Origin of the sequence: Chitinophaga sp. MM2321, assembly GCF_964033635.1 — a bacterium.
Classification (GTDB): domain Bacteria; phylum Bacteroidota; class Bacteroidia; order Chitinophagales; family Chitinophagaceae; genus Chitinophaga.
On sequence record NZ_OZ035533.1, the window covers coordinates 6,628,590 to 6,647,352 of the forward strand.

At 42.4% G+C, this 18,763-nt stretch carries 13 protein-coding genes; 11 read left to right on the plus strand and 2 right to left on the minus strand.

Annotated elements, in window-relative coordinates; genetic code table 11:
• The first annotated feature begins 72 nt into the window (after window positions 1-72).
• From ABQ275_RS26060 to ABQ275_RS26110, 11 genes are all read left to right on the plus strand, one after another.
• Complete coding sequence (locus ABQ275_RS26060) at window positions 73-1,671, plus strand: family 20 glycosylhydrolase (RefSeq protein ID WP_349316085.1); 1,599 nt, start codon at window positions 73-75, stop codon at window positions 1,669-1,671.
• A gap of 384 nt (window positions 1,672-2,055) precedes the next feature.
• The gene (locus ABQ275_RS26065; protein WP_349316086.1) at window positions 2,056-5,208 is read left to right on the plus strand and encodes a TonB-dependent receptor; all 3,153 of its coding nucleotides are present in this window, start codon (window positions 2,056-2,058) and stop codon (window positions 5,206-5,208) included.
• A 42-nt stretch (window positions 5,209-5,250) separates the two neighbouring features.
• Window positions 5,251-7,092, plus strand: coding sequence for a RagB/SusD family nutrient uptake outer membrane protein (locus tag ABQ275_RS26070; protein ID WP_349316087.1), 1,842 nt, complete (start codon window positions 5,251-5,253; stop codon window positions 7,090-7,092).
• Window positions 7,093-7,154: 62 nt separating this feature from the next.
• Window positions 7,155-9,146, plus strand: a complete 1,992-nt coding sequence (locus ABQ275_RS26075; RefSeq protein ID WP_349316088.1) for a glycoside hydrolase family 97 protein — start codon at window positions 7,155-7,157, stop codon at window positions 9,144-9,146.
• A gap of 37 nt (window positions 9,147-9,183) precedes the next feature.
• Entirely contained in the window at window positions 9,184-9,945 is a 762-nt protein-coding gene (locus ABQ275_RS26080; protein WP_349316089.1) for an SDR family NAD(P)-dependent oxidoreductase, read from the plus strand.
• A 130-nt stretch (window positions 9,946-10,075) separates the two neighbouring features.
• On the plus strand, window positions 10,076-10,975 hold the full coding sequence (locus tag ABQ275_RS26085; protein ID WP_349316090.1) for an AraC family transcriptional regulator: 900 nt from the start codon (window positions 10,076-10,078) through the stop codon (window positions 10,973-10,975).
• A gap of 11 nt (window positions 10,976-10,986) precedes the next feature.
• Window positions 10,987-11,523: a nuclear transport factor 2 family protein gene (locus ABQ275_RS26090; RefSeq protein ID WP_349316091.1), complete on the plus strand. Its 537-nt coding sequence runs from the start codon at window positions 10,987-10,989 to the stop codon at window positions 11,521-11,523.
• A 152-nt stretch (window positions 11,524-11,675) separates the two neighbouring features.
• A complete protein-coding gene (locus tag ABQ275_RS26095; RefSeq protein WP_349316092.1) occupies window positions 11,676-12,251 on the plus strand; it encodes a Crp/Fnr family transcriptional regulator in 576 nt (191 codons plus the stop codon).
• A 122-nt stretch (window positions 12,252-12,373) separates the two neighbouring features.
• Window positions 12,374-13,345 (plus strand): zinc-binding alcohol dehydrogenase family protein, encoded by a 972-nt coding sequence (locus ABQ275_RS26100; protein WP_349316093.1) that lies wholly within the window; start codon window positions 12,374-12,376, stop codon window positions 13,343-13,345.
• A 208-nt stretch (window positions 13,346-13,553) separates the two neighbouring features.
• Entirely contained in the window at window positions 13,554-14,900 is a 1,347-nt protein-coding gene (locus tag ABQ275_RS26105; protein WP_349316094.1) for an alkaline phosphatase family protein, read from the plus strand.
• A gap of 30 nt (window positions 14,901-14,930) precedes the next feature.
• Entirely contained in the window at window positions 14,931-16,772 is a 1,842-nt protein-coding gene (locus tag ABQ275_RS26110) for a cytochrome c peroxidase (RefSeq protein ID WP_349316095.1), read from the plus strand.
• 166 nt (window positions 16,773-16,938) lie between these two features.
• Here ABQ275_RS26110 and ABQ275_RS26115 read toward each other — a convergent pair whose 3' ends face one another.
• On the minus strand, window positions 16,939-17,688 hold the full coding sequence (locus tag ABQ275_RS26115; protein ID WP_349316096.1) for a hypothetical protein: 750 nt from the start codon (window positions 17,686-17,688) through the stop codon (window positions 16,939-16,941).
• Window positions 17,689-17,701: 13 nt separating this feature from the next.
• On the minus strand, window positions 17,702-18,577 hold the full coding sequence (locus tag ABQ275_RS26120; protein WP_349316097.1) for an AbiJ-NTD4 domain-containing protein: 876 nt from the start codon (window positions 18,575-18,577) through the stop codon (window positions 17,702-17,704).
• Window positions 18,578-18,763: the final 186 nt, after the last annotated feature.

The window sequence follows — 18,763 nt, forward strand, 5'->3', positions numbered from 1 at the left end:
CTGCTGTTAATTGTTTGATTGACAGTAAAAACGAGCCGTAAAAATTCAGCTTATTAAAATAAGAACAGTCATATGAAATTATTTAAAAAGGCACTATTGTTTTTAGCGATTATCTCTGTAGCCGGTTGTGCCGGACACGTTGCTGATACGAAAGAAAAAGCGCCCTTCCGCGGATTCATGATCGATGCGCCCCGCACGGTGGAATCGCCTGATTACTATTTTAAACTCATAGATTTTTGCCAGCAGCAGGGGTTGAATTCCATCGTTTTCAGGTTAACGGATGATCATGGATCTGCTTACCTTTTTAAATCGCATCCGGAATTGAAAATGACCGATGGTGCATTTTCGATGGAGGAGTTGAAGCAATTGGTGGCATACAGTGATAGCAAAGGGGTAGAATTGATTCCTGAAGTGGAATCATTTGGGCATGCATCGTACATTTTAGAAACAGAGCGGTATAAATCATTGAGTGATGGTGGTGATGGCGGGAACAAAGAGTTTAATGCTGTTTGTCCGGTAAGCGACACCACGCTTAGTTTGATGAAAGATCTGTATACTGAAATTTCAAGCATTTTCACTTCCTCTTATTTTCATATCGGATGCGATGAAATAAACTGGGGCGGCAGCGAATTGTCGAAAGCCGCATTAAAAACCACCAGCAAACACCAGATCTGGGCGAATTACATCAATACCCTGAATGGATACGTAAAGGATTTGGGTAAAAAAACCATTATCTGGGGAGATGTTCCCATTTACCATGAACGCGAAGTACTGGACCTGATTCAGCGGGATGTGGTGATTATGGATTGGAATTACTGGGAAGCCAATAAAGCCACCGTACAAGGTATTGCAGATACACTGATCAGTAAAGGCTTCCAGGTAATCGGTAGTCCTGCGGTGTACTGGTGCAGATGGGGCCCTCGTATCGGCGCTCTGCAAATGGAGAATATTAGCGCATATGCGGCTGTTTACGGGAAACCAACGGATCCAAACAACCTCGGTATCATAATGACAAATTGGGTGCCTCAAAGAGTTCTTCAGGGCGCACAATGGGATACTTATACAATTGCAGCTGAAATGATAAAGCATCAGGGCGATTTAAACTATATGGATCCGCTTCCTGCTTTTGTTAAAAATCATTTTGATGCTGAATGGGATAGCACCTGGGCAGAAATATACCGCGTGGCTTATGAGCAGGCGCCTCAAAGTTTTTGTAGTGTCAACGCCGAATCCAAATTTCTGGTTTGGTCGGCTAAGGAAGATATTCAACGTATTGTAAAGAATAATTCACCGGTTATCAATCCATTTGGCGAGATAAAAAACAAGATGATTCAATATAAAGATCGGGTGAAGAAAAACCAAAGTGATTACGACGATTTCATACTCGCCATTGATTATTTAGATTACGTCTATAACCGGCAGAATGGCTTGTTGACTTTTGCTAAGGCGAAGGAATTTGATCTTAAAACAACCCAGGCTTATTTGCAAGGCGTGGCGCAGACCGACCGCGCGTTTTTATCGAAGCTGGAAACCGCCTGGGCAAAAGGCAGAAGAAGCGGGGTTAGCCACATTGAGGACGATAAGGATTTCATGATGTCGATCTTTGAAGCCTCCAAATACTCGAATAAGTTAAGCAGCAGTCCTGCGGAATTGATTCAATTATTAAAATAGCGATACGTTTTTTATATGGATGCAGCACCTGATTGTAGTCTGTAAATGAATACCATGTTTGTTAACCCCAAAATTTTATCCGACACAGATCAGTTTACCCGGAAAATACCCCTTTTTTGTATTCCATTAAGATGATAGTTTTTAATAGTTATCATCATTTCCCTCATTTTTAATTTATCAGTAAAACGCTTTTAGTCAACCAAGGAGACTTAGTGTGAACGGCTTATTACCACGAAACAGGGCTTCTGGAAAGCATTAAGACGGTCATGTCAAAAAAGTATACTTATTAACTGGATAAGTGGACTCTTCGTTTTTCAATCTTCGGTAGTTTTAATGTTGAAATCAACCAACAGTATTTTTAGTAATGCCCGATAATCTACCGTTATGAAATGCACATTTAATTTTACCGGCATGATGCTGAAATATGCTTTCCTGCTGATGCTGCCTTCCGCTTTATGGTTACAGAGTACGGCGCAGAATGCGTCTCCTGGGAGCATTAAAGGCGTGGTTACAGATGCCGAGGGGAGACAATTACCTGGCGTGAACATTAAAGTACAAGGAACTACTACTGGTACTGCTTCGGATGTAAGTGGAAAATTTTCACTACAGGCCGCGGGTAACAGTGTGCTGATCTTTTCCTTCCTGGGTTATACCACCCGCGAGGAGCCGGTTAATGGCAGGGATCAGATCAACGTTATTCTGCAGCAGGAAAGCAGAACGTTGGGCGATGTGGTGGTGGTGGGCTATGGCTCACAGAAACGGGTGAATGTAATCGGTTCTGTAGCTACTATCAATAGTAAGGACCTTACAGCTGCTCCCGTGGCTAATATCTCAAACGCCATTGCCGGACGCTTGCCTGGTGCGGTTGTACAGCAATCGAACGGAGAGCCTGGAAATGATGGTGCAGCCATCCTCATCAGAGGACAAGCAACACTGGGAAACAATACACCACTGGTAGTAGTGGATGGAATACCCGGTAGAAGTCTCAACTCCATCAACCCCCAGGATGTTGAAAGTATCAATATCCTGAAGGATGCAGCCGCCGCCATTTATGGCTCCAGGGCTGCTAACGGCGTTATCCTGGTAACCACCAAAAGCGGTAAAAAGATGCCGCTGTCAGTGAATTACAGCTTCTTTCAGGGATCCCTTTCTCCTACCCGTTTGCCTAAAATGGCGGATGCGGCTACCTATGCACAAATGCTCCGGGAAGCCCAGTCATATGCAAATGTGGATGAATCAAATATGAAATATTCCAAAGAAGATGTGGAGAAATTCCGCTCAGGTAATTTCCCCTGGACACATCCCAACACCAATTGGTTTGACGCCGCTTTGGCAAAAAATACTGGTACACGCAATCATAATGTAGCCCTCAATGGCGGAAATGAAGCGGTAAACTATTATGTTTCCTTTGGTACACAGAAAGACGATGGCATATTCAAAAATTCTGCTACCGCATATGAAAGGTATAATATGAAAGCAAGGGTGGATGCTAAGGTCAACGAATTTATTACACTGGGCCTCGACATTAACGGGGTACAGGAAAATAAAGAATATCCTTCTGTAAGTGCTGATTTTAACTTTGAAGGCGTGGTGAAAAGCTTGCCTACAACGCCTGCTTTATATCCCAATGGTTCACCAGGACCGGATCTGGGATATGGTCAGAACCCGGTGGTTACTTCCGGCAACCTCACTGGATTTGACAATACCAAACGGTATCAGGCAAATACTATGTTCACCGCTACCGTAAAGATCCCCGGGGTGAAAGGACTCACCGTATCCAGTTACTATGCATATGATCTCAATTTAGGCCAGCGTAAACTTTTTCAGAAGCCGTGGACGCTCTATCAGCTTGACGAATCTGCTTATCTGTCTGCCGGTAATACAGGTGTTGAAGATGGCTCAGACTTCCTGACAGGAATCGTGAAAGGCACATCTGAACCCTGGCTCCGGAACTTTAGTGACAATGCTGCTACAAAAACGTTTAACATCAAAACAGAGTATACACGGAGTTTTGATCAGCATAACCTGAACCTGTTTGTTGCCTATGAAACTTCCGAGTACGAAGGAAAAGGCTTCGAAGCATACCGTCGTTATTTTATCAGTGATCAGCTGCCTTATTTGTTTGCAGGTGGAGATGAAGAGAAGAATAATAACGAATGGGTTTCCATAGATGCCAGGAAAAATTATTTTGGAAGATTAAGTTACGATTATAAAGAAACATACCTGTTCCAGTTCTCCTACCGCCGCGATGGTTCTCTTCGTTTTTCCAAAGAAAGTGGCCGCTGGGGTAATTTTCCCAGTGTGCTGATGGGTTGGAAGGTATCTAATGAAAATTTCTGGAAAGATAATGTGAAGTTTGTCGATTTCCTGAAACTGAAAGCATCCTGGGGACAGTTAGGAAACGACCTTGTACAGCCTTTCCAATACCTGTCTACTTATTCTCTCAGCAATGGTTACGTAATAGGTGGGGATAGATCATACTATACAGGGCTTAGTCAGGCCGGCGCCTCTAACCCTGCTATTACCTGGGAAGTGGCCAATGTGTATAATGCTGGTATAGAGTCGATGTTGTTCAATAGCAAAATGAGATTTGACCTTGACTTTTTCTTCCAGCGGCGCAATAATATCCTGGTAAAGCGGAATGCGTCTGTACCGGATTTTACGGGGATTCAGTTGCCGGATGAAAACTTCGGGATCGTAGATAATAAAGGCTTTGAACTGGCGCTGGGATATACGGATCATGCGGGCGACTTTTCTTACTCCGTTAATGGTAACGTTGCCTTTGCCCGTAACTCAGTAGTTGAATTTGATGAACCAGCCCGCAAAGTGCCCTGGCAGGTACGCACCGGCCATCCACAAGGCACGGCATTGCTGTATAAAGCTATCGGCATATTCCGCGATCAGGCACAGGTTGACGCCACACCGCATGTGTCAGGAGCGCGCCCAGGTGATATCATTATTGAGGACTATGACAATGATGGAGAGATTACCACGGACGATAGAATATTGTATCCTAAAACGACCAATCCGGAGATCACCTATGGCTTCTCTTTTAACGTTACCTATAAGAATTTTAGTCTGAGCGGACTGGTACAGGGAGCCGGTAATGCCATGAGAAGAATGTACTTTGATCTGCAGGGATTTGCGGGCAACTACTTTGCCTACGATGCAGAAGGAAGATGGACTCCGGATAATATAGATGCGGACAAGCCAAGGGCTTTTGACAGGAACGATGCTTACTGGCGCGATAATTATCTCACCAGTTATTCCTTTCAGAACGCTGCTTATGCCAGGTTAAAGAATTTACAACTTACCTATAATGTGCCTGAACATATTCGTAGTAGGATTCGTTTAAGAGATGCCCAGTTATATGTTTCCGGACAGAACCTCTTGTTCCTCTATTCCGGCAATAAAATGGCCGATCCGGAACTGGGTGGTATCAGTACGGGTGGATCTGCTGTAACGCCTGTCAGCAGGGTATTACTGAGTTATCCGATTATGAGGGTAGTGGCTGTTGGGGCCAGGATCACTTTGTAACTGTGTCAATCATCATCGAATTACGATTTAATCTGTAGGATTATGAAAATCAATACATCATTTATAAAAATATTGCTCCTGGTTGTTGTATCGCTCGCTGCATGCAATAAGGACACTATATTGGATAAAACGCCGCAGGATCAATATTCTGATGCCTCGATGTGGATGGATATTAAACTGGCAGACAGGTTTCTGCTGGATGTGTACAACCGCAGCCTGCGGGGTGCATTCGGATATTTATCCCTGGCCTCGCTCACGGATGAATCACATGATACGCATGGTTTCGGATCTGAGAATTACTTGCAGGGAAATATCACCTCCAGTAATACACTCCCTTTCGGAAGCTGGAGCCTCGATCATCTCACCTGGAAAGGTCTTTTCGGAACGATACAGCAAATCAATGTTTTCGTGGAGAATATTGACAGGGTGCCGGAAGCCTATAGCAAAGATCAGCAGGCTACCATCGCAGAGCAGGCGACCCGCATGAAAGGAGAAGCTATTTTCCTCCGGGCATTCTGTTATGCGCAGATGGCGCGTAATTTTGGTGGCTTGCCGCTTTTTACAGCGCCTTTTAAGATAGGGGATGATTATCTTTCTATCAAACGTGCTACTTTCAAGGAAACGGTTGATTTTATTGCGGCCCAATGTGATGAAGCAGCAGCTCTTTTGGAGGATAAACCGGATATGGAAGCCGGTCGTACCAATAAAGGCGCCGCATTGGCACTTAAATCAAGGATGTTGTTGTTTGCCGCCAGCGATCTGACTGCAGATGGTACAGCAGAAAGTGAATATGTAGGTTATAAAGGGGCAGACAGAACTGCACTATGGCAGGCCGCAAAGGATGCATCGAAAGCAGTGATGGATTTGCATACTTATTCCCTTCATGATTTCGGCGCGCCGGATAAAAAAGCGGTAGCAGAAAATTTCTTCAATTTCTTTAAAGCAAAAGATCTGTCCAGCAATGAAATTATTTGGGGAAAATTATTTCTCAAAGACGTAGGTAGCCGTAACCAGATGAATCTCATCAATGGCACAAACGGGTTTGTGATGTATGGTTGTAATGCACCCACTGCCAACCTCGCAGATGCTTTTCAGATGGAAGACGGTTCCACCTTTACGGATCATTTCACAGTGGACAATCAGGGATATTACAAGAATGTTTCCGGCAAGTACACTAATAATAATATTTACTATAGCCGGGAACCCAGGTTTTATGCAACCATCCTGTACGACAGTGCCGTGTGGCAGAAACGGTTTCCGGATCTGGCACAGCGTGATCCGTTGGGAATATATGACCGCCGCACCCGTATCATTATGCAGAATGGGCAGGAAACCAGTAAAATATACGGCATAGATACCCGTCAGGGACCAGTAGATGGAGATGACGGCACCTATACCGGATACACCTTTAAAAAGTTCCTGGACGATAAAGTATATGGTACCGAAACAAACAATAACGACAACGTATGGATTGAATTCCGTTATGCAGAAGTGTTGCTCAATTACGCCGAAGCTTGTATTGGACTTAATCAGGCCGGAGAAGCTACTCCGCATATCAATGCAGTAAGAAACCGCGCCGGATTACCGAACTTCCAGGGTGATATCACCAGGGCCTTACGCCATGAAAGACAGGTAGAGTTTGTGTATGAAGAAGTCAGGTGGTATGATATGAGAAGATGGAAAATACTGGATGAAGGCCTGGCTGATGCCAAAGGAGTGGATATTGTGGAAATCAATAATAAGGATAACGGAAAAATAACTACTACCTGGAGGCAAATCCAGGTGCAGGATCGTGGTTCATCGCAGAAGAGAATTTACTGGCTGCCACTTCCGATCGATGAAATGAATAAGGCGCCACAACTAGTGCAGAATCCTGGCTATTAAGTATCATGAGCGTGGATGTTGTTATTCACGCTCATGTTGATTTTTTATAAATATTTCGAATTATGATGAAGAGAAAACCGGTCTTTATGCGTACCTGCCTGGTACTGTGTGGGATGTTGATCGCTGGCACAGCTATGTCTGAAGACACGCTCCGGGTGCATTCCCCTTCGGGTAAAATCGGCGTAAAAGTGTGGATGGCTGAAAAATTGGCTTACGCGGTTACCTATGAAGGCCACACGATTATAGCACCTTCTTTTATTGACCTGGAAGTTGAAGGTAAAGGATCGCTGTCGGCAGATAAGCGTATCCGTTCATCCGCCGTTGTAAAAGTGAATGAACAGATAATTTCTCCGGTGCCGGAAAAGCGCCGGTTAATACCGGATCTGTACAATCGCCTTTCCCTGCGATTCCGGCAGCCATACACCGTGGAATTCAGGGTGTATGACGATGGTGTCGCATATCGTATCGGTACTGCTTTCAAAGAAAATATTATTATCAGGAACGAAGTGGCAGAGTTTAATTTCCCGGGCAACCCTTCCGCTTATTTCCCGGAAACCCCCAGCAGGGAGAACAACTCTTTTTCGACCAGTTTCGAAGACCAGTACGTTCACCGGAAGATGGCGGACTACCCGGCTAAAAAAATGACTTACACCCCATTGCTGGTTACCCCCGAATCCAATCCTAAAATTGCGATCACGGAATCGGACCTGGAAGCTTATCCCGGCTTACACCTGAAGGCAAACGGCGGCGCATCCCTGAAAGCGGTATTCCCGCCATATCCATTGGAAATAAAGGTGGAAGAAGCGTTGTACTCTGCCGCGCGGGTGAGTAAAGGTGCTGATTATATTGCGCGGACAGCGGGCAGCAGAACTTTCCCATGGAGAGTATTAATGATTGCCCCGGAAGATAAAGACCTGCCGATGAATGACATCGTTTACAGGCTGGGCGCACCTTCCCGCGTGAAAGATGTTTCCTGGATCAAGCCAGGAAATATCACCGATGAATGGATTATTGATGTGAACCTCTTCAACGTCCCCTTCAAGGCAGGCGTAAATACTGCCTCTTATAAGTATTATATAGATTTTGCCAGCCGCTTTGGTTTCGATCGTATTATGATGGATGCCGGATGGAGCGATAATAATGACCTGTTCAAGGTCAATCCCGATATTAATATGGATACACTCGTGGCATATGCCCGGGAAAAAGGTGTGAAAATTTCAATGTGGACATTGGCCCTCACGCTGGAACGCCAATTGGACAGCGCCCTGGCCCAGTTCAAAAAATGGGACGTGGATTTCATCATGACCGACTTCATTGAAAGAGACGATCAACCGGCGGTAGACATGCACCACCGTATTGCGAAAGCATGTGCGGAATCCAGGATCATGCTGATGTTTCACGGATCATTTCCTCCAAAAGGATTTAACCGCACCTATCCGCATGCCCTTACCCGCGAAGGCGTACTGGGATCTGAATATAATATCTGGAGTACGGAAGTATCGCCGGGTCACGACGTATTGCTGGCGTTTACAAGAATGCTGGCAGGGCCGTTGGATTATGAACCGGGATTGCTGAATAACGGTACGAAAAAAAGATTCCGGCCCATTGAAGGCCATGTGATGAGCCCGGGAACAAGAGCACACCAGCTGTCCATGACGGTCATCTATGACAGTCCTTTACAGTTCTTTTCCGGAAACCCCTCCCAGGGCTACCAGGAGCCGGCCTATATGGAACTGACAGGCAGCATTCCGAGCGTTTGGGATGAAACACATGTGTTGGATGCAAAGGTGGGAGAATGGATCGTTACCAGCCGCAGGAATGGAGATAACTGGTACATTGCCGGCATGACAGACTGGACGGAGCGGGACATCAACCTTAAACTGGACTTCCTGGATGATGCCGGATACAAGGCAACCATTTGCCGCGATGGCATCAATGCAGACCGGTATGCGGCGGATTACGTGATAGAGCATACTGATGTACAGCGACATGAAACAATGAAAATACATATGGCACCGGGCGGCGGCTTCTTAATTAAGCTGGAGAAGAAATAGGCAGGAAAAAGACATCAACGAGCAACAATTATTGATTATGGATTATATAGATAGATTTAAGAATAAAATAGCCGTAATAACTGGTGGGGCGGAAGGTATAGGAAAAGGAATAGCATTGCGCCTGGGCAGGGAAGGCGCCACACTGGCACTATTCGATATTAACAACAATCTGCTGGCAACAACCGTAGCTGAAATGCAAAAGGAAGGTATCACTGCCAGGGGTTTTGTTGTGGATATCAGCAATGAAGAGCAGATAGTGGCAGCGTTGCAGGAAGTAGATCAGGCATGGGGTAGACTGGATATCATGGTAAATGCCGCAGGCATTGTAGGGCCCACTAATACAAAAATAGTGGCATTCCCCACCGCTGCATTTGATACCGTATATGCCGTGAATCTGAAGGGCGCCTTTCTTATTACTAAATACAGCCTGGAAATGATGAGTAAAACAGGTAAAGGCCGTTTACTCCTTATTTCTTCTATGGCCGGCAAAGAAGGTAATCCCGGTATGGTTGGTTATACCGCAACAAAAGCCGGCGTGATAGGGCTGATTAAAGGGGTGGCAAAGGAATTTGCCAAAACCGGAATTACCGTGAATGGCCTGGCACCTGCTGTTATCAAAACATCCATGAACGACAATACCTCAGCCGCACAACTGGAATACATGATTGGAAAAATACCCATGCAACGTTTGGGAACAATAGAAGAAGTGGCCGCCATCTCTGCTTATATTGTTTCTGATGAGAATAGCTTTTCCACCGGATTTATATATGATATATCTGGTGGGAGGGCTACTTATTAACCGGAATTGTGTGTGCAGACTGTAACCTGTATTGTTCCCGGAGACACAATAATGTAGTATCTTGATTATTGGAAGGGCTGCGGGTGTATGACCTGTAGCCGTGGAATCCGGGCAGCATTATGCACACTATATGAAGGCAAGGCTACATAAATTACCATTAAAAAGTGATGCATCCTTTCTGTACGAGAAGTGGGAATGCGATTACTTTGATAAGCCCTGGCATTTCCATGAAGAGTATGAGCTGACGCTGATTGAGGAAAGTATAGGAACCAAATTTATTGGAGATAAAGTGGGCCGTTTTGAATCGGGTGAACTGATGCTGATCGGCTCTAACATCCCCCATCTGTTCAGAAACGATGAACCCTATTACAATGGGCATAAGCTGCTCAAAGCCAGGTCCGTTTTCATTCACTTCACGGATGATTTCATGGGCACTAATTTTTTCGATCTTCCGGAAATGAAACTTGTCCGGAAGCTATTGCAAAAGTCCGCTCTTGGCTTACAGGTTTGTGGCAACACCAACCAGTACATCCGGAATAAGCTCCTGAAAATGGAAGCAGAGAAGCCTGCACGCCGTATTGTTACCCTACTGGATATCCTGATCAGGCTATCGGAGAGCCGTGAATTAAGGCCGATGCTGTCAACAAGTTTTGTAGCGGAACACAGCAGGACATTACGGACAAAAGAAACCGCCCAGGACACAGCCAAAATCAATAGTGTATTTGAGTTTATCATGAAAAACTTCTCCCGGCAAATCTACCTGGAAGAAGTAGCGGCTATGCTGAGTATGAGCGCATCATCTTTCTCCAGGTATTTCAAACACCATACCCTTAAAACATTTTCAACGTATGTCACCGTTGTCAGGATCACCCATGCATGCAGCCTGTTGATGCAGGACAACGATAATATATCCCAGATCGGCTACGCCAGCGGCTTTGAAAACCTGTCTAACTTCTACCGGCATTTCAAACGCATTACAGGGCTGTTGCCAAAGGATTACCGGGAGCGGTTTTTGAAAAGCAGGATGTAATTTGTACCGGATTGGTACCAGATGGACATCACATACGGGAACATTTTTTTCATGAGAACAGGCAACTGGCAGACCAGAACTTAAAGCGGATAGAAAAAATTGCGAAAGATAATAACGTAAAAACAATTTATCCAACACATAACGGTCCTGTTGCTACCGCTGAACTGACAAAATATATTAAAGAAGAACCGCTATTAAAACTTTTTTCAAAACAGGAAACAGATATGCTGAGTGATGCCGTAAATGGCAAAGCTGAGTTACAGAAAAAATATTTATCAGATAATTTTATTTTGCAAACTGCCGATAATAAACAGTATACAAAAACGGTGTTTATTGAGCAATATATAATGCTTCCAAATCGTAAAATAGCATCTTGGTCTGCAGAGGACTTCGGAATTGTAAATTCGAATGAAAATACAGTGATATTGACCTATATAGAAACCCTGAAATTTGTGGGTAAAGATCCTGAAAAATTTGCTGTTACAGCAGCTTATTCGAAAGAGGAAAATGGTTGGAAGCAGGTTTACAAGCAATCAGGTAATCTTTAAGCAAAAGCCTGTAGAATTTGATATTCTATAGGCTTTGGTAGCATTTTGTAATGTTATAGAGAGACTCAGAGGCCGTAAAGCATACTGAAAAATGATTTACTTTGTGAAACGGGGCAAAAGTATATAATGAAAAATATATTATTCAGATAGAAATGCTTGAGCAATTTAAAAACAGGTTTCCGCTTAATGATGAAAAATGGAATGACTATACCAGTTGTTTCAGCTGTATTGATGTTCCTGCCAGAACAGTGCTTTTGAAGGAAGGCGAAATCTCAGGTAAACTGTTTCTGATTGAAAAGGGTTGCCTTCGTGCCTGGTTTAATAATGATGGCAAAGATGTTACGTTCCAGTTTTTCTTTGAAAACGATACTGTTGCATCCATAGAAAGTTTCAGGAAGGAAATACCCAGCCCTGGTACCCTTGAAGCAATCGAGCCAAGCACCCTGTGGTGGATCTATAAAAAAGATCTGGACAGGATAATTGAGGAAATTACTGATATTCCCGAATTGCGAAGGAGGTTCATCGATGCCATATTTGAACGGACCTTTGATTATATGAAGCACTTCCTTTCATTTATTAAAGATACCCCTCAACAGCGGTATCTTGATCTGATTAACAAGAAACCACAAATCGTTAAACGCGTTCCGCAGCATTACATCGCTTCCTATTTAGGCATTACTACTGTTCATCTCAGCCGTATTAAAGGTCAGCTGGCAAAGAAAAAATAGCATTTCAATTTAATAACAAATGTTATCGCAGGAGATAAGATCGCTGTTTAGTTTTGCCCTGTTTATACCACAGGCTACAAATTATAACCTGTGAGACCTTCTCAAACTTAAAGCATCAAACGATGAAAGCAGTAATAATGCATCAGAAAGGAGAAATTCCGCAATACACAGCACATTTTCCTGACCCGGTTGCGCAGGGTGAAAATGAAATTGTAATTTCCATACAAGCCGCAGCTATCAAACATCTGGATAGATCAATGGCTGGCGGAAAACATTATACCACAAAAAATGATATAGCTGAAGCAAAAGTTATTGGCGGCGATGGAGTGGGTATTTTGCCCAATGGTACGCGTGTATTTGCGCTTGGCAATGGTATGTTGGCAGAGAAGGCTGTTATCGAAAAAGACAGCATGATTGAGGTGCCGGAAGATCTTGATGATGCCACCGCTGCCGCGTTGCCGAATGCTGTCGCGGGATCGGCCATGGCACTTCGTTTTCGGGCGCGGATGGAAAAAGGCGAGACCGTACTAATAAACGGTGCGACAGGATTTACCGGTAAAATCGCCGTACAGATCGCCAGGTATTATGGCGCAAAGAAAATAATCGTAACGGGTAGGAATGAGGGAACACTACAAGCTTTACGGGCATTGGGCGCCGACGAAGTCATTTCTCTCAAACAAGATGACGAAAGCGTGATCGCACAAATTAAGCATATACACAATCATACACCCATTGATGTGGTCATCGATTATCTGTGGGGGCACAGCGCAGAACTTATACTCTCTTCACTGGCGGGAAATGGGAGGTTTACACCCAAGACACGGTTTGTTTCTATTGGATCTGTTACAGGAGATAAAATCCAATTATCTGCGGAAATATTAAGAAGTGCTGATCTCGAGCTTTCAGGCTCTGGCCTGGGGAGTTGGACCAGGGCGGAATTGGGAGAATTGCTCCATAGCATTGTTCCGGAAATGTTTAAGCTTGCAGCTAGTGGTCAGCTAAAGGTTGACATAAAGATTATCAGGCTGGAGGATATTGAAAAGCTTTGGGATATGGAAATGCCGGATGGTGTAAGGCTAGTGGTAACGCTATAGTATAATAGGATGATTTTGCGGGTATTTAGAGCTAATATGTAAATAATTGAGTATAATTAGGTAGTTTTATGTGTATATATGATAAAGGCTGAGAAGTCGCCGGATACGCGGATGTAATGAATCTTATTTTGAAATCCCACCAACTGAAGGCTACATTCAGCGGTATATATTCTTTATTTATAATTAAATCTTCTAAAAAGAAAACGGAATGTCTTTACAACGATTTTTTTATACGTTTCTTATCATTTTTGGGATCAGTAGTTGCGTGATCAGCAAAAAAGCGCAACACAAGGAAATCTCATTTGATGATGGTATCCGGCAGATTAACCACGTGGTAGTGATCTATATGGAAAACCACAGTTTTGATAATCTGTATGGAGAGTTCAAAGGAGCAAATGGTATTGAAAATGCCAAGAAGGGCAATGTTGTACAGGTTGACAAGGATGGAAAACCTTATAAGTACCTTCCTGAGATTCCGAGGAACAACTCTTTCCCTACCAACCTGCCAAATGAACTTTTTAATATAGACAAATATGTTCCGTCTGACAAGAAAACGCCTGATGTTACTCACCGTTTTTTTCATAACCAGTTGCAAATTGACGGAGGAAAGATGGATAAGTTTGCGGCATATAATGATTCCAAAGGACTGGCGATGGGTTATTACAGGACTGAAAAGCTACCGCTGTATCCAATGGCTCAAAAATACACGCTGTGCGACAATTTTTTTCAGAGTGTCTTTGGCGGCTCCTATTTTAACCATGTTTATTTGATTGCTGCCGCCGCGCCAGTTTGGCCGGATGCCCCGGAATCATTGATCGCAAAAGTCGATGCTGATGGCAAGATGATAAAGGATGGCATAGTTACTCCTGATGGCTATGTTGTCAATCATGTTCTTTCACGAAACACACCTTACCCTCCCAAATCGGATACTTCCCGATTATTGCCCTCCCAGACGATGCCGACTATTGGCGACCGGCTGAGTGAAAAAAATATATCCTGGGCCTGGTATTCGGAGGGATGGGACGATGCGGTGGCAGGAAAGAAAAATAATTTTGCTTATAATCATGAACCCTTCCTTTATTTTGCCCGGTATGAAGACGGGACAGAAGGCCGGAAACACTTGAAGGATCAGAATGATTTCATTAAAGCAGCAAAAGCAGGCACCCTTCCCAGCGTTTCCTTTGTGAAACCCGGCGGTGGAAATGACGAACATCCGGGCAGTTCTGATGTATATTCTTCAGAACAACTGGCAGTAAACCTGATCAATGCAGTATTGGAAGGACCCAATGCAAAGGATGCATTGGTTATTCTGACCTACGATGAGTTTGGTGGATTTTTTGATCATGTAAACCCACCGGTTATTGACAGATGGGGGCCCGGAAGCCGTATTCCTGCAATTATTATCGGGCCATTTGCCAAAAAAGGCTACATAGATAACACACAATATGAGACAGTCAGCATTCTTTCTTTTATAGAGCATAGATGGGGAATAGAACCGTTGGCTCAACGGGATAAAAATGCGAATCCGTTCAGGAATGCGCTGATATTTAAATAAATCACTGTTATTCAGGAGGAGGAATGTGTTATGTATAAGAAGATCGGAACAGTAGCATTTCTGTGTATAGGAATATTTATTGCAGGCTTCACCTCCGTTAAATCGAATCATACAGAACAAACACAATCCAGTTCGCGTGAACGGAAAATTCAAAAAGAAATTTTCAGTCAAATCGTATCCTTCCACGATTATGTAAAAGATACCTTCTTTTTAGAGGTTAGTAAAGATAAGGTTGACGAACAAAGCGTTCGGCAAGCCTTTTTAAAATCAAGATTGCTGTTCAAAAAATTTGAATGGGCGTCGGAGTATTTTACTGCCGACCTGACAAAGAGATTAAATGGCCCCCCTGTACAGGAGATCGAGAATGCTGATTTATTAGACCCTTCTTTAGCCCGTGCTGTTGATCCAATGGGCCTGCAGGTGATTGAGCAATTTATCTATCCGAAGTACGATACAGCCGGAAAAGAAGAGCTGATCAGTGAAATCAGGCATCTAATAACAAATACGGAGTATCTGATTTCTTATTTTGCTGATCAGCCGCTTGCCGATTGGCGAATTTTGGATGCTGCCAAGTTAGAGGTATTCAGGATAATCACTTTGGGAATTACCGGATTTGATAATTCTCTTTCTTTGAAGAGTATGGAAGAATCGTCCGCATCTTTAAAAAGTCTGCGGGATATCCTTTGTTTCTATATCAATAAAAAGAAAAAAACGTCTTTATTACAGGATCTGAATGCCTCCATAACATATCTTCATCATCATCCTGATTTTGACTCCTTCGACAGAGCGGCATTTATTACACGCTTCGGAAATAAGATCAGCGCCGGGATAGCACAATTGGAGCAGGATTTACCGGGCCGTAAAATTAAATATAACCGAATGCTTAGGCAGGAGGTAAGAACATTGTTTGATTCCGGTGCATTTAATGCAGATGCATTTTCTCCCGGTCCTGAATTTCATATAACAGCTGCTAAAGTGGCGTTAGGTGAAAAACTTTTTTATGATGTATCACTATCCGGTACCGGTACAAGAAGCTGTGCTTCCTGCCACAACCCTGATCTGGCATTTACGGACGGACTGACTAAGCATACAGATATTCATGTTCCTTCAAAACTGCTGACGAGAAATGTACCGACGTTACTCAACGCTGCTTTACAGTCAAATTATTTCTATGATATGAGGGCGTTAACGTTGGAGGGTCAGGTGCGTGATGTAGTCAGTAACAAACAGGAGATGGATGGTTCGATGGATGCGATCATAAAATATGTTTCTGCGGATAAATCATATCAGTCGTTATTCGCAAGGGCTTTTTCTGCAAAGACCGAAAAAGGAATCAGTCCGGATCAGGTGACAAATGCCCTTGCTTCCTATGTTCGTAGCTTGACAAAACTCAATAGCCGGTTTGATGAGTATATGCGCGGTAATGAAGATGCCCTGTCAAAGCAGGAATTGAAAGGCTTTAATTTATTTATGGGGAAAGCGAAATGTGCTACCTGTCATTTCGCTCCCTTGTTTAATGGAGTTACTCCCCCCAAGTACATTGAGAGCGAAACGGAAGTGTTGGGTGTTCCCGCTTCCCTGGCGGATTCCACGCTGGACCCGGATCTGGGTTATTATAGCGTGATTGGTATTGATTCCTATAAAAATGCTTTTAAGATTCCCACTATCCGGAATATCAATAAAACTGCGCCTTATATGCACAATGGAGTATATCGGACTTTAGACCAGGTAATGGAATTTTATAATAATGCGGGAGCTGTGGGCTTAGGAATAAATCTTTCTAATCAAACGCTTTCTGAAGAAAGTCTTCACCTCACTGAAAAAGAAAAAGAGGATGTCATTGCTTTTATGGAGAGTTTAGAAAGTAAGTAAGGTTTGTGGGATACTTACCCAAAAAAAAATTATCGTGTTTGCTATCCTAATGTATCTTTCTTCGTTAACCCATTGATGGACTATTTCACTAAGTATGTAAACTAGACGTCTTGAGAACTCCAATTTTAAAACTTAAGCATTGTATTAAACTTGGCCTATTAGGACGCTATTGATCTATTTTGATTGTTATTTTCTCTACATTTGCCATAGGATATACATCATAGTTCTTTTCCTTTTCATTATAGTAGAAAATGTAATTTTTTGTTTTACCAATAAAGTAATAGATGCTATCAGAGGATATTTGTTTGTTCTTAAAGGTAACAGTTGAGCCATAGTAGTACTTTCTGTTTTTCACACCCTCAAATTCCATAAGAGAAGTCATTGATGTTAGTAATGCGAGGAACGTTATAAATATCCCCAATGGGAGATAGAGCATCCTTGGGTATCTATTATTTTGTTTAAAGAATAGTCTTCTATATTCCATTACCAATGTTATCATTAGCATTAGTGAAAGTGGTAAACTAATTAAGCATAAAGCCATTATTAGGTATTTCCCAAAAAAGATTAGAGGCAAAGCTAAAACTGTGCTTATTAAAAAAAATATAAATGGAAATTTGTAGGCATAGTTGTACGCAATTATTCTTTTGGTAATTTTCTCCTCACTTAAATTAGGTCTAAGGCCAATAATCGTCCTCTCGCTGATGCTTGTCATGCTCGCTGCTATGACTGTAAATAGGACGATGAAAAAAGTGAAAATTATATCATTTAGAAATAGGGTTAATATTTCCGAAAAATCTAAGTATGACGTTATGTCAATAGTGAATAATCTATAATACAAGATAATTCTTATTGCTCCCATAAAAATTAAAGCACTACCAGAATAAGGTATTAGGAATTTAAAATCTTCTTTATTCATATTGCTATATAGGTTAGACTTGATTAATTGTAATGCCAGCTTTGTTTGCTTTAGCAATCAAATAATTTATAAATGCACTACAAGAAATAAGCATGAATTTTGCATCCTCAAAATCGGAATTAGGATCATCCATTAATCCATGTCTTATTCCATCAGCATCACTTGTATAGTTGTAAAGGTTTTTTAGTCCTTGCTCAAGACTCTTATGGATTTTTAATTTACTTTTAACCCTATCAATTGCGCTATTCAGAGTATCACTGGTTTTTCCAGAGATAACTTTTGCAAGAGATTCAACAGCAGAAATAGATTCCTTTATGGAGTTTCTGTAATCAGGATTGAGTTTATCTGATAGTTTAGCTAAAGCCATTGATAAATGAATATTACATCCATTCAGGGCTGAATAAACATTGGAAACAGAAATGGCTTCTTCAATTTCTTTGATTTCTCGTTTGTTACTTATGGGAGCAATTAACCCATTTATGAATCTATAGCCAGAAAACTCTCTTTCAAGTACTTCGTTGAAGGTTGCTTCCACACTTTCTAGATCGACTAGTGAGCCAATTTTATATAGATAGTTAACTGATTCTTCTATCAATTCCAATGCTTGATACCATTCAGATTCAAGTATTTCTTTTCTGAAGTAGCTGAGCAGATTGACCTTGTAAAATGGAATCGTATCAATTGCTTTTTTATATACATTATGCCATAAATGGTTTGCCAATAGTCGTTGTAAGGTATTCAGCCCTTCTTGGTGTCTATCCAATTGAATCTTTGAACAGATGGTACTAGTATAGACATTCCATAAACTATTTCTTAAATCTAAATCAAGTGATTCCAGTTGAATTGACTTCGTGATTGGGGCTATACCCATCCTTTGGCTAAATTTCATATTTCAGGGGTTGATCATTAAATATAGGGAATTCGTTACAAACAGTTTACACAAATCAATACTTTATTCTTGCATACAATTCTGAAAAAATTGAAGCTAAACTAAATTCTAAATGAACCTACTGAATATTTCGTGCAGGTCTTTACTCTCATCCAACATTTATGGCCCCCTAGAGAATACTTACAG

Bases quoted from the DNA above. Each gene is read 5' to 3' on its own strand.
- ABQ275_RS26060 (WP_349316085.1), top strand. From the start codon at position 73: ATGAAATTATTTAAAAAGGCACTATTGTTTTTAGCGATTATCTCTGTA.
- ABQ275_RS26065 (WP_349316086.1), top strand. From the start codon at position 2,056: ATGAAATGCACATTTAATTTTACCGGCATGATGCTGAAATATGCTTTC.
- ABQ275_RS26070 (WP_349316087.1), top strand. From the start codon at position 5,251: ATGAAAATCAATACATCATTTATAAAAATATTGCTCCTGGTTGTTGTA.
- ABQ275_RS26075 (WP_349316088.1), top strand. From the start codon at position 7,155: ATGATGAAGAGAAAACCGGTCTTTATGCGTACCTGCCTGGTACTGTGT.
- ABQ275_RS26080 (WP_349316089.1), top strand. From the start codon at position 9,184: ATGGATTATATAGATAGATTTAAGAATAAAATAGCCGTAATAACTGGT.
- ABQ275_RS26085 (WP_349316090.1), top strand. From the start codon at position 10,076: ATGAAGGCAAGGCTACATAAATTACCATTAAAAAGTGATGCATCCTTT.
- ABQ275_RS26095 (WP_349316092.1), top strand. From the start codon at position 11,676: ATGCTTGAGCAATTTAAAAACAGGTTTCCGCTTAATGATGAAAAATGG.
- ABQ275_RS26100 (WP_349316093.1), top strand. From the start codon at position 12,374: ATGAAAGCAGTAATAATGCATCAGAAAGGAGAAATTCCGCAATACACA.
- ABQ275_RS26105 (WP_349316094.1), top strand. From the start codon at position 13,554: ATGTCTTTACAACGATTTTTTTATACGTTTCTTATCATTTTTGGGATC.
- ABQ275_RS26110 (WP_349316095.1), top strand. From the start codon at position 14,931: ATGTATAAGAAGATCGGAACAGTAGCATTTCTGTGTATAGGAATATTT.
- ABQ275_RS26115 (WP_349316096.1), bottom strand. From the start codon at position 17,688: ATGAATAAAGAAGATTTTAAATTCCTAATACCTTATTCTGGTAGTGCT.
- ABQ275_RS26120 (WP_349316097.1), bottom strand. From the start codon at position 18,577: ATGAAATTTAGCCAAAGGATGGGTATAGCCCCAATCACGAAGTCAATT.